Here is a 12,147-nt window from a genome sequence, read left to right as displayed (position 1 = left end):
GCCTGCCCCGACGCGCGGGGCCGCCGCTTCGACCGCCGCCGCATCTTCGGTCGCCTCCGGTCGCGCGGGGTCGGCGGACGGCCGGCACAATCCATCGATGCATCGTTCCTCCATCCGCCTCGCATCCGCCGGCGCCGCGTCCGCCACGTCCGCCCTGCCCCGCCACGCCGCGCGCGCCGTCGCCCTCGCCCTGGCGCTCGCCTGCGGCGCCTCGGCCGGCCTGGCGACCCCGAAGCAGGCCCGGCGCCCGGCCGCGCCGGCCGCCGAGGCGCCCCGGGCGGCGCCGCTCTACGCCACGCGCGACGACGCCATGCGCTTCGCCGACGACGTCGCGGCGCGGCGCGGGCTCGATCGCGACTGGACGCGCGCCACCATCGGCGCGGCGCGCTTCCTGCCCAACGTGCCGCGCCTGATGCTGCCGGCCGCGCGCGGTACCGCGAAGAACTGGCGCGCCTACCGGGGCCGCTTCATCGATCCGGTGCGCATCGCCGCCGGCGTGCGGTTCTGGCGCGACAACGCCGCCACCCTGGCGCGCGCCGAGGCCGAGTACGGCGTGCCGCCGGAGATCGTGGTGGGCATCATCGGCGTCGAGACCATCTACGGCCGCAACATGGGCAGCTTCCGCGTCATCGACGCGCTGGCCACGCTGTCGTTCGACTTCCCGGCGGGCCATCCGCGCGCCGCCGAACGCGAGGCCTTCTTCCGCGGCGAGCTCGAGAGCTTCCTGAGCATCGAGAGCCGGACCGCGCAGGATCCCCTGGCGCCCCTGGGCAGCTATGCCGGCGCGATGGGCATGCCGCAGTTCATGCCCAGCAGCATCGCCAAGTACGCGGTCGACTTCGATGGCGACGGCCGCATCGACCTGGTCGACAACCCGGCCGACGTCATCGGCTCGGTGGCCAGCTACTTCAAGGCCTTCGGCTGGCAACGCGGCATGCCGTCGACCTATCCGGTCGCCTTCGATCGGGCGCGCCTGCGCATGGACGTGCTGATGGCGCCGGACATCCTGCCGACCTTCAGCGCCGACAGCTTCGTCGCCGCCGGCGCCGTGCTGGAGGGCCCGGCCCTCTCGCACCCCGGCCTGCTGGCGCTGATCGAGCTGCAGAACGGCGCCGACGCCCCCACCTATGTCGCCGGCACGCGCAACTTCTACGTCATCACGCGCTACAACTGGAGCAGCTACTACGCGATGTCGGTGCTCGACCTCGGCGACGAGGTCAAGGCCGCGATGGCGCAATGAGTCCGGCGCCCGGGCTGTCGCCGGTCGCCCTCAGAGCCGCGCCTGCGCCCGCACGGCGCCAGCGCCATCGACGACGAAGCCCTCGCCCGAGGCCGCGAAACGGCCCGTGAGCGCCGACAGGTTGACCTGATGCGTCACCCAGACCTCGAAGCCCGTGGCCGGGATGGCGCGCAGCGCCTCGCGCAGCCGGGCCGTGGCCGCCGGCGACAGGGCGGCATCGTCGAAGGTGGAATTCAGGGGCGGCCAGACCTCGACCGCGCCGAAGGCCAGCCGGGCCGTGTCCTGGCAGCGGCACCAGGCGCTCGAGCGCACCGCCAGCGGCCGCAGCCCGTGGCCGGCGAACCATCCGCCGATGCGACGCGCCTGCGCGCGACCCTCGTCGTTCAGATTGCGCTGGGTCGCGCAAGCCTCCAGCGCGAACCCCGGCGGATCACCGATGCCCGCCACCGTCTGCCCATGGCGGAACACCACCGCGCACCCGCCCGCGCGCACCGCGCGCAGGAACGCCTCGTCCTGCGCCGCCCACGCACCCACCCAAGGCAGCAGCGCCACCCCCGCCAGTCCACGTCGTCGCATCCCTCACCTCCGGTCGATCAGGCCAAGCCCCCAGACCGCCCAAGATACCGCACTCCCCCGCCGCCGCCAGGCTGGCGCAAATCAGGCCGGCACCAGCCAGGGACACCGTGGAACCGGCTCCGCCGGGCCACCGGTGTCGCCCCCGGCAGGGGGGTTGGCGAAGCGACACGAAGTGCGCGAAGACTGGGGGGTTACCGGACCTTGCCGTCTTTCCAGGCCGTCAGCAGCTTGTCATAGGCGATCGTCTCGCCCTTGGGCTTCTCGTTGGCGAGTTTCTTCCACGGCGCGTGGGCGTCGCTCAGGTACTTGGCCGGATCGCCCTTGGGCGTCAGCTTGGGCGCGCACTTGGCCATGCCGGCGCGCTCCAGGCGGGCCATCACGTTGTCCATCTCGTCGGCCAGGTTGTCCATCGCCTTCTGCGGGGTCTTCTCGCCGGTGACGGCCTCGGCCACGTTCTTCCACCACAGCTGGGCCAGCTTCGGGTAGTCGGGCACGTTGGTGCCGGTGGGCGTCCAGGCCACGCGCGCCGGGCTGCGGTAGAACTCGATCAGGCCACCGTACTTGTTGGCGTTCTGCGTGAAGTAGTCCGAGCGGATGTCGCTGTCGCGGATGAACGTGAGGCCGGTGATCGACTTCTTCAGCGAGGTCGTCTTCGCCGTGATGAACTGCGCGTAGAGCCAGGCCGCGGCCGTCCGGTTGGCATCGTGACCCTTGAAGAAGGCCCACGAGCCGACGTCCTGGTAGCCGTTCTGCATGCCCTGCTTCCAGTACGGGCCGTTCGGTCCCGGCGCCATGCGCCACTTGGGCGAGCCATCGGCGTTGACCACCGGCAGGCCGGGCTTGGTCATGTCGGCGGTGAAGGCCGTGTACCAGAAGATCTGCTGCGCGATCTGGCCCTGCGCCGGCACCGGACCGGACTCGCCGAAGGTCATGCCCATGGCTTCCTTGGGCGCGTACTTCTTCATCCAGTCGATGTACTTGGTCAGCGCATAGACGGCGGCCGGCGAATTGGTCGCGCCGCCGCGCGAGACCGACGCGCCCGTGGGCGTGCACTTGTCCTCGGCCACGCGGATGCCCCACTCGTCGATCGGCATGCCGTTGGGGATGCCCTTGTCGGCGGCGCCGGCCATCGACAGCCAGGCGTCGGTGAAGCGCCAGCCGAGCGAGGGGTCCTTCTTGCCATAGTCCATGTGGCCATAGATCGGCTTGCCATCGATGGTCTTGACGTCGACGCTGAAGAACTCGGCGATGTCCTCGTACGCGCTCCAGTTGAGCGGCACGCCCAGGTCGTAGCCGTACTTGGCCTTGAACCTGTCCTGCAGGTCCTTGCGCGCGAACAGGTCGGCGCGGAACCAGTAGAGGTTGGCGAACTGCTGGTCGGGCAGCTGGTACAGCTGGCCGTCGGGCGCGGTCGTGAAGCTGGTGCCGATGTAGTCCTTGAGGTCGATGCCGGGGTTGGTGAACTCCTTGCCGGCGCCGGCCATGTACTCGGTCAGCGACATGATCTTGCCGTAGCGGTAGTGCGTGCCGATCAGGTCGGAGTCGGAGACCCAGCCGTCGTAGATCGACTTGCCCGACTGCATCGAGGTCTGCAGCTTCTCGACCACGTCGCCCTCCTGGATCAGGTCGTGCTTGACCTTGATGCCGGTGATCTCCTCGAAGGCCTTGGCCAGCGTCTTGGACTCGTACTCGTGGGTGGTGAGCGTCTCGGAGACCACCGAGATCTCCTTCACGCCCTTGGCCTGCAGCTTCTTGGCGGCGTCGATGAACCATTTCATCTCGTCCATCTGCTTGTCCTTGGACAGCGTGGACGGCTGGAACTCGGCGTCGATCCATTTCTTCGCCTCGGCCTCGCCGGCCGACGCTCCTTGCCCGGCGAACATCGCGGCCGCCGCCAGGGCCATGGCCGTATAGCGCATCAACATGTCGTGTCTCCTCTACCAGTGGTTGCATCCCCGGGTCTGCCAGGTCGCGGCTCCGGGGATCGGAGAGCCGGACGGTTGGGAAAAGACGATCAGCCCTTGCGCATCACCAGGGCCAGCAGCAGCATCGAGAGCACGAAGCTGATCCAGATCGACGGCTCCGACGCCAGGCCGAACCATTCCTGGAACCTGCCCGCGAGGCCGATGAACGCCAGGTTGACGTAGGCCGCCATCAGCAGGCCGATGAACAGGCGATCGCCGCGCGTGGTGGCGATCGGCAGCCAGCCGCGGCGCAGCGTGGTGGGCGACTTCAGCTCCCACACGGTCATGCCCGCGAGCAGCAGCGCGATGCAGCAGAAGAACACGGCCACCGGGGTGGTCCACACCATCCAGTCGAACATCGATCACACCCTCCCCATGGCGAAGCCCTTGGCGATGTAGTGGCGCACGAACCAGATCACGATCGCGCCCGGCACGATGGTCAGCACGCCGGCCGCGGCGAGCGTCGCCCAGTCCATGCCCGAGGCGCTGACCGTGCGCGTCATGGTGGCGACGATGGGCTTGGCGTTCACGCTCGTCAGCGTGCGCGCGAGCAGCAGCTCCACCCAGCTGAACATGAAGCAGAAGAACGCCGCCACGCCGACGCCGGCCTTGATCAGCGGCAGGAAGATGCGCACGAAGAACCTGGGAAAGCTGTAGCCGTCGATGTAGGCGGTCTCGTCGATCTCGCGCGGGATGCCGCTCATGAAGCCCTCCAGGATCCACACCGCCAGCGGCACGTTGAACAGCAGGTGCGCGAGCGCCACGCCCAGGTGCGTGTCCATCAGGCCGACGGTGCTGTAGAGCTGGAAGAACGGCAGCAGGAACACCGCCGGCGGCGTCATGCGGTTGGTCAGCAGCCAGAAGAAGACGTGCTTGTCGCCCAGGAACGAATAGCGCGAGAAGGCATAGGCCGCCGGCAGCGCCACCGCCAGCGAGATGACGGTGTTGATGGCGACGTAGATCAGGCTGTTGATGTAGCCCGAGTACCAGGACTCGTCGGTGAAGATGCGGACGTAGTTGGCCCAGGTGAACTGCTGCGGGAAGAACGAGAAGCTCGACAGGATCTCCTCGTTCGTCTTGAAGCTCATGTTGATCATCCAGTAGATCGGCAGCAGCGCGAACAGGATGTAGAGCAGCAGGAAGATGGTGCGCTTCTGGAAGCGGCGCTCGTCGTTCATTGCTCGACCTCGACTTTCTGCGTGCCCACGCGCTGCATCCAGTTGTAGAGGACGAAGCACAGCAGCAGGATGATCAGGAAATAGATCAGCGAGAAGGCCGCCGCCGGACCGAGGTCGAACTGGCCCACGGCCTTCTGCGTCAGGTACTGGCTCAGGAAGGTGGTGGCGTTGCCGGGCCCGCCACCGGTCAGCACGAAGGGCTCGGTGTAGATCATGAAGCTGTCCATGAAGCGCAGCAGCACCGCGATCATCAGCACGCCGCGCATCTTGGGCAGCTGGATGTAGCGGAAGACGGCGAACTTGCTCGCGCCATCGATGCGCGCGGCCTGGTAGTAGGCATCGGGGATGGAGCGCAGGCCGGCGAAGCCCAGCAGCGCCACCAGCGGCGTCCAGTGCCAGACATCCATCACCAGCACGGTCAGCCAGGCGTCCGTCGCGCTGCCGGTGTAGCTGTAGTCGATGCCCAGCCGCTGCAGCGTGTAGCCGAGCAGTCCGATGTCGGCGCGGCCGTAGATCTGCCAGATGGTGCCCACCACGTTCCACGGGATGAGCAGCGACAGCGCGATCACCACCAGCACCGCCGACGACTTCCAGCCCTTGGCCGGCATCGACAGGGCCAGCGCGATGCCCAACGGGATCTCCACCAGCAGGACCGAGAACGAGAAACCCAGCTGGCGCAGCAGCGCCCCGTGCAGCTCGTCGTCGCGCATCATGGCGGCGAACCATTCCGTGCCCACGAACACGCGCCGCTCGGGCGAGATGATGTCCTGCACCGAGTAGTTCACCACCGTCATCAAGGGCACGATCGCCGAGAAGGCGACGCACACCAGCACGGGCAGGATCAGGAACCAGGCCTTCTGGTTGACGGGCTTGGTGGTGGTGCTCATGCGACCAGCTCCTCGTCGCGGTAGTAGCAGGTGTGCGCGTCCAGCACCTGCAGCCAGACCGTGTCGCCGATGGCGGGCGGCGCGACGTCGGCGTGCAGGCGCGCCTTCAGGCGCGTGCCGGCGAGCTCGGCGCCGAGCATGGCGTGCGTGCCCACGTCCTGCACCTGCGTCACCACCGCCGGCACGGCGCCGGGCGCGCCGGTGGCGGCCAGGCGCAGGTACTCCGGCCGGATGCCGATCTTCAGCTCGCCATCGGGCAGCACGCGCGGCGCGGCGAGCGTGAGACCGGCGATGTCGAGCCCGCCGCCGTGGCCGCGCGCCGGCAGGAAGTTCATGCCCGGCGAACCGATGAAATGGCCGACGAAGGTGTGCGCCGGCCGCTCGAACAGGGCCTCGGCGCTGCCCACCTGCACCGCCCGGCCGCGCGTCATCACCATCACCTCCTCGGCGAAGGTCAGCGCCTCGACCTGGTCGTGCGTGACATAGATCAGCGTCAGCCCGAGTTCGCGATGGATCTGCTTGAGCTTGCGCCGCAGCTGCCATTTCAGGTGCGGATCGATCACCGTCAGCGGCTCGTCGAACAGCACCGCCGAGACATCGCTGCGCACCAGCCCGCGGCCGAGCGAGATCTTCTGCTTGGCGTCGGCGGCGAGGCCGGCGGCGCGCTGGTCGAGCTGGCCGCTCATGTCGAGCATCTCGGCGATCTCGCCCACGCGCTGCCGGATGCGGTCCTCCGGGACCTTGCGGTTGCGCAGCGGAAAGGCCAGGTTCTCGGCCACCGTCATGGTGTCGTAGATCACCGGGAACTGGAACACCTGCGCGATGTTGCGCTCCTGCGGACTGGCGCGGGTGACGTCGCGGCCGTCGAAGGCGACGCTGCCGTGCGAGGGCGCCACCAGGCCCGAGATGATGTTGAGCATGGTCGTCTTGCCGCAGCCCGAGGGACCGAGGAGCGCATAGGCGCCGCCGTCGCGAAAGCTCATCTTCAGCGGCAGCAGGGCGTAGTCGGCATCCTCGCGCGGGTTGGCGCGATAGGCATGCGCGAGGTCGAGGTCGATGCGCGCCATGTCAGTGCCCCTTGCGCCAGCGCGGCGCGACCGCCAGCCGCCCGGCGGCGTCGAAGACATAGGCCTGCCGCGCATCGAGGTGCAGCGTCAGGTGCGCGCCCAGCTCGAAGCGGTGCACGCCGGTGAGCTGCGCCACCAGTTCGCCGACCGCCGTGTGCACGTGCACGAAGGTGTCGGAGCCGGAGATCTCGGCCAGCTCGACCCGGCCCGGCAATGCGACGTCGCCGGGTGCCGGCTCGACCTTGAGCGCGCTCGCGCGCAGGCCCACCGTCAGCGTGTCCGGTGCGGCCGTCGATGCCGCCCGGGCGTCGCCGGGCAGCGCCACCTCCAGCAATGGTCCGTCGGCGAGCCGCACGCCGGTCGCGACGGCCGTGGCGGCGATCAGGTTCATGGGCGGATCGCTGAAGGCGCGTGCCACGCGCAATGAGACCGGCTCGTGGAAGACCTCGGAGGTCGGCCCGTACTGCAGCAGCTCGCCGGCGTCGAGCACCGCCGTGTAGCCGCCCAGCAGCAGCGCCTCGCCCGGCTCGGTGGTGGCGTAGACGACGGTCGAGTCGCCGCTGGCGAAGAGCTGCGTCAGTTCCTCGCGCAGGCCCTCGCGCAGCTTGTAGTCGAGGTTCACGAGCGGCTCGTCGAGCAGCATCAGTGGCGCGTTCTTGGCCAGGGCGCGCGCCAGCGCCACGCGCTGCTGCTGGCCACCGGAGAGTTCGGCCGGCAGGCGATCCAGGAACATGCCGATGTGCAGCTTGTCGGCCAGCGCCCGTACCCGGCCCTCGATGTCCTTCTCGCCGCGCAGGCGCAGCGGCGAGGCGATGTTGTCGGCCACCGTCAGCGAGGGGTAGTTGATGAACTGCTGGTAGACCATGGCGACGTTGCGCTCGCGCACCGGCCGGCCCGTCACGTCCCGGCCATCGACGCGCACCGTGCCCGTGGTGGGGGCGTCGAGTCCGGCCATCAGGCGCATCAGGCTGGTCTTGCCGGCCTGCGTGGCGCCGAGCAGCACCGTCACCGCGCCGGCGCGTGGCGCGATGCTCTGCTCATGGAGCCAGATCTGGGCGCCCACCCGCTGGGTGACGCGCTCGAGTGTCAGTTGCATCCCTCACTCCCTCTGTGTCTTTCCGTCTAGATGGGGTGGTCGCGCAGCCAGGCATCGACCGCCGCGCGCTGCTCGGCCGAGTAGCGCAGGCCGAGCTTGGAGCGGCGCCACAGCGCGTCGTCCCCGACGCGCACCCATTCGTGGGCCTGCATGAAGCGCAGTTCGCGCTCGTACAGGCCGGGCGCGACCTCGACGCCCAGGTCGGCCGGCGAGGCGGCATCGCCCAGCAGGTCGGCCACGCGCGCGCCATAGGCATGGGCGAGACGGCGCGCGAGCGCCGCGTCCAGCCAGGCATGGCGCGCCTGCACCGCGGCGATGAAGCGTTCGAACTCCTCCACCGGCCGGGTGCCGCGCGCGCGCGGACCGATCCAGTCCGAGAGGTCGCCGCCGGCGAGGAAGGCGCCGGCGGTCCATGCCGGGCGCTGCGCCGGCCCCTGCCCGAGCATCGTGCCGACCTCGTCGGCGGCATCCTCGGCCAGCTTGCGGAAGGTGGTGATCTTGCCGCCCCACACCGACAGCAGCGGCGCGCCATCGGTGTTGGTCTCCAGCAGGTAGTCGCGCGTGACGGCCGAGGGGTCGCCCGAGGCATCGTCGAGCAGCGGCCGTACGCCGGAGTAGGTCCAGACGACATCGGCCGGCGTCACGGGCTGCTCGAAATAGCGGCTGACCTGGTCGCACAGGTAGGCGATCTCGTCGGGACTGGCGCGGGCGGCGCTGGGGTCGTCGCTCTTGACCTCGACGTCGGTCGTGCCGATCAGCGTGAACTCGTCCTCGTACGGGATGGCGAAGATGATCCGCTTGTCGGGGTTCTGGAAGATGTAGGCGTGGTCGTGGTCGAACAGTCGCCTGACGACGATGTGACTGCCCTTGACCAGCCGCAGGCTCTTGGTGGCCATGGTCTCGCCCCGGGCGGACTCTGCGACGCCGCGCAGGAAGGCTTCCGCCCACGGTCCGGCGGCATTGACGACGGCGCGCGCGCGCACGGTGCGCGTGCCGGCCGGGCCCTCGAGCGTGGCGGTCCAGGCATCGGCGTCGCGCCGGGCGCGGACGCAGCGCGTGCGCGTCAGGATCTCGGCGCCGTGGTCGCGCGCGTCGATGGCCGTGAGCAGCACCAGCCGGGCGTCGTCGACCCAGCCGTCGGAGTAGACGAAGCCGCGCCGGTACTGCGGCTTGAGCGGCGTGCCCGCCGGATGCCGGCGCAGGTCGATGCCGTGCGAGCCCGGCAGCATCTCGCGCTTGGCCAGGTGGTCGTAGAGGAACAGGCCGACGCGGATCATCCAGGCCGGTCGCGTGGTCGGGTCGTGCGGCATCACGAAGCGCAATGGCCACATGATGTGCGGCGCGCTCTTGAGCAGCACCTCGCGCTCGCGCAGGGCCTTGCGCACCAGCGAGAACTCGTAGTACTCCAGGTAGCGCAATCCGCCATGGATCAGCTTGGTCGAGGACGACGAGGTGTGCGAGGCGAGATCGTCCTGCTCGCACAGCATCACGCGCCAGCCCCGGCCGGCCAGATCGCGCGAGATGCCGCAGCCGTTGATGCCGCCACCGATGACCAGCACGTCGCAGTCGATGGGGGTGTCGGGGGGCTGGGGCGATGGATCGGTCACGGCGGATGGAGGGGTGGAAGTGGTTGCCGAGGGTGAGGGAGCGGGGGCGCAAGCGCGACGGCGCGAACCATCGACGTTTTCGTATTCATTCATTCTGTTTCCTTTGAGCGCGATTTTCGTCATAGCTTTCCCTTACGTCGATTCGTTTGGGTTCGTTCTAAAGTAATGCGCATTCCGCCCGCCTCGTCCCGACCCGCGCCACGTGAACACCAATCCCCGCCAGATCAACCTGCTCGACACCGTCCGCAGCCGCGGCTCGGCCACCGTCGAGCAGCTCGCGGAGATGCTGGGCGTGACCCTGCAGACGGTGCGGCGCGACGTGCAGCGCCTGGCCGACGAGGGCCTGCTCACGCGCTTCCACGGCGGCGTGCGCATGCCGGGCTCGACCACCGAGAACATCGCCTACCAGCAACGCGCCACGCTCAACGCCGAGGCCAAGGCGCGCATCGCGCGCGCCGTGGCGGCGGGCGTGCCCAACGACTGCTCGCTGATCCTCAACATCGGCACCACGACCGAGGCCATCGCCCAGCAGCTCATGCGCCACACCGGTCTGCGCGTGATCACCAACAACCTCAACGTGGCGACCATCCTGAGCGGCAACACCGCCTGCGAGGTGATCGTCGCGGGCGGTTCGGTGCGCTCGCGCGACCGCGCGGTGGTGGGCGAGGCGACGATCGATTTCATCCGCCAGTTCAAGGTCGACATCGCGCTCGTGGGCGTCTCCAGCATCGAGGCCGACGGCTCGCTGCGCGACTACGACCTGCGCGAGGTGAAGGTGGCGCAGACCATCATCGCGCAGGCCCGCGAGGTCTGGCTGGCGGCCGATGCGAGCAAGTTCAACCGGCCGGCCATGATCGAGCTGGGCACGCTGTCGCAGATCGACCGGCTGTTCACCGACGCGCCGCCACCGGCGCCCTTCCCCGAGCTGCTCGAACGCGCCGGCGTGCGCTGCGAGATCGCCGGCGCGTGACCGCCGGCGCGACCTCCACCAGGGCCGCCGGCCATTCCAGGAACCCATCGCCATGACCTACCTGCTCGCCCTCGACCAGGGCACCTCCAGCTCGCGCAGCATCGTGTTCGACACCGACGGCCGCATCGTGGCGGTGGCGCAGCGGGAACTGACGCAGATCTATCCGCAGCCAGGCTGGGTCGAGCACGACCCGCACGAGATCTGGGCCAGCCAGCTCGCCACCGCGCGCGAGGCGCTGGCCCGGGCCGGCCTGGAGGCGCGCGATATCCGCGCCATCGGCATCACCAACCAGCGCGAGACCACCGTGCTGTGGAACCGCCGCACCGGCCAGCCGGTGCACCACGCCATCGTCTGGCAGGACCGGCGCGCCGAGCCGCTGTGCGCCCGGCTGCGCGAGGACGGCGCCGGCGCGCTGATCCAGGAGCGCACCGGCCTGGTGATCGATGCCTACTTCTCCGCCACCAAGCTGCGCTGGCTGCTCGACCACGTGCCCGGCGTCCGGGCCCAGGCCGAGCGCGGCGAGCTGGCCTTCGGCACCGTCGACAGCTGGTTGATCTGGCAGCTCACCGGCGGCCGGGTGCACGTCACCGATGTCAGCAACGCCTCGCGCACGATGCTCTTCGACATCCATCGCAACGAGTGGGATCCCGAGCTGCTGGCGCTGCTGGACATCCCGGCGTCGCTGCTGCCGGCGGTGCAGCCGTCGAGCTCGCACTTCGCCGACACCGAGGCCGGCCTGCTCGGCGCCGCCCTGCCGATCGGTGGCGTCGCCGGCGACCAGCAGAGCGCCCTCTTCGGCCAGGCCTGCTTCGACGCCGGCATGGCCAAGAACACCTATGGCACCGGCTGCTTCCTGCTGATGCACACCGGGGAGTCGTTCCAGCCCTCGCGCAACGGCCTGCTGGTCACCAGCGCCGCCCAGACCGACAGCCGGCCGCGCTATGCGATGGAAGGCAGCGTCTTCGTCGGCGGCGCGGTGGTGCAGTGGCTGCGCGACGGCCTGAAGGCGATCCAGGGCAGCGCCGAGGTGCAGTCGCTGGCCGAGAGCGTGCCCGACGCCGGCGGCGTGATGATGGTGCCGGCCTTCACCGGCCTGGGCGCGCCCTACTGGAACGCCGAGGCGCGCGGCGTCATCACCGGCCTGACGCGCGGCACCTCTGTGGCCCACATCGCGCGCGCCGCGCTGGAGAGCATCGGCTACCAGAGCGCGGCATTGCTGCAGGCCATGAGCCGCGACGCCGTGGCCGCCGGCGGAGCGCCGGTGAGCGAGCTGCGGGTCGATGGCGGCGCCTGCGTCAACGACCTGCTGATGCAGTTCCAGGCCGACCTGCTGGGCATCCCGGTGGTGCGGCCCGAGGTCGTCGAGACCACGGCGCTGGGCGCGGCCTGCCTGGCCGGACTGTCGTGCGGCGTGTTCGCCGACACCGCCGCGCTGTCGAAGCTCTGGCGGGTGGAGCGGCGCTTCCTCCCGACCATGGAGCGCGCCCAGGCCGACGAGGCCATGGCGCGCTGGGAGCGGGCGGTGCGGCAGGCGACGGCGGCCTAGGCGCGTCGTCCGGCCA

The 12,147-nt window shown here is 69.8% G+C and carries 11 protein-coding genes; 3 read left to right on the top strand and 8 right to left on the bottom strand.

The window, feature by feature from the left end; genetic code table 11:
- The first annotated feature begins 97 nt into the window (after positions 1–97).
- Positions 98–1,240 (top strand): lytic murein transglycosylase B, encoded by a 1,143-nt coding sequence (mltB, locus tag AC1MLT_RS01990; RefSeq protein ID WP_481033615.1) that lies wholly within the window; start codon positions 98–100, stop codon positions 1,238–1,240.
- A 30-nt stretch (positions 1,241–1,270) separates the two neighbouring features.
- Here the strand turns inward: mltB and AC1MLT_RS01985 are convergent, their stop codons facing one another.
- The 8 genes from AC1MLT_RS01985 to glpD form a co-directional block, all read right to left on the bottom strand.
- On the bottom strand, positions 1,271–1,816 hold the full coding sequence (locus AC1MLT_RS01985) for a histidine phosphatase family protein (protein ID WP_481033614.1): 546 nt from the start codon (positions 1,814–1,816) through the stop codon (positions 1,271–1,273).
- A 191-nt stretch (positions 1,817–2,007) separates the two neighbouring features.
- Positions 2,008–3,741, bottom strand: coding sequence for an ABC transporter substrate-binding protein (locus AC1MLT_RS01980; protein ID WP_481033613.1), 1,734 nt, complete (start codon positions 3,739–3,741; stop codon positions 2,008–2,010).
- Between the two features lie 89 nt (positions 3,742–3,830).
- Positions 3,831–4,139: a DUF2160 domain-containing protein gene (locus tag AC1MLT_RS01975; protein ID WP_481033612.1), complete on the bottom strand. Its 309-nt coding sequence runs from the start codon at positions 4,137–4,139 to the stop codon at positions 3,831–3,833.
- Between the two features lie 3 nt (positions 4,140–4,142).
- Positions 4,143–4,958: a carbohydrate ABC transporter permease gene (locus tag AC1MLT_RS01970; protein ID WP_481033611.1), complete on the bottom strand. Its 816-nt coding sequence runs from the start codon at positions 4,956–4,958 to the stop codon at positions 4,143–4,145.
- Positions 4,955–5,845 (bottom strand): carbohydrate ABC transporter permease, encoded by an 891-nt coding sequence (locus AC1MLT_RS01965; protein WP_481033610.1) that lies wholly within the window; start codon positions 5,843–5,845, stop codon positions 4,955–4,957. Before AC1MLT_RS01965 ends, AC1MLT_RS01970 begins: the two co-directional genes overlap by 4 nt.
- On the bottom strand, positions 5,842–6,912 hold the full coding sequence (locus AC1MLT_RS01960; protein ID WP_481033609.1) for an ABC transporter ATP-binding protein: 1,071 nt from the start codon (positions 6,910–6,912) through the stop codon (positions 5,842–5,844). Before AC1MLT_RS01960 ends, AC1MLT_RS01965 begins: the two co-directional genes overlap by 4 nt.
- A gap of 1 nt (position 6,913) precedes the next feature.
- Positions 6,914–8,008 (bottom strand): ABC transporter ATP-binding protein, encoded by a 1,095-nt coding sequence (locus AC1MLT_RS01955; protein WP_481033608.1) that lies wholly within the window; start codon positions 8,006–8,008, stop codon positions 6,914–6,916.
- Positions 8,009–8,034: 26 nt separating this feature from the next.
- The gene (glpD, locus tag AC1MLT_RS01950; RefSeq protein WP_481033607.1) at positions 8,035–9,708 is read right to left on the bottom strand and encodes a glycerol-3-phosphate dehydrogenase; all 1,674 of its coding nucleotides are present in this window, start codon (positions 9,706–9,708) and stop codon (positions 8,035–8,037) included.
- 109 nt (positions 9,709–9,817) lie between these two features.
- Here glpD and AC1MLT_RS01945 point away from each other — a divergent pair, with 109 nt between their 5' ends.
- Both AC1MLT_RS01945 and glpK read left to right on the top strand, forming a co-directional pair.
- Positions 9,818–10,585: a DeoR/GlpR family DNA-binding transcription regulator gene (locus AC1MLT_RS01945; RefSeq protein WP_481033606.1), complete on the top strand. Its 768-nt coding sequence runs from the start codon at positions 9,818–9,820 to the stop codon at positions 10,583–10,585.
- Positions 10,586–10,637: 52 nt separating this feature from the next.
- Positions 10,638–12,131, top strand: a complete 1,494-nt coding sequence (gene glpK, locus AC1MLT_RS01940) for a glycerol kinase GlpK (protein ID WP_481033605.1) — start codon at positions 10,638–10,640, stop codon at positions 12,129–12,131.
- Positions 12,132–12,147 lie beyond the last annotated feature (16 nt).

This window comes from Variovorax sp. PEI5 (assembly GCF_056679935.1).
Note: the sequence above shows the minus strand (reverse complement) of the source record. Positions and strands in the feature narration are given on the sequence as shown.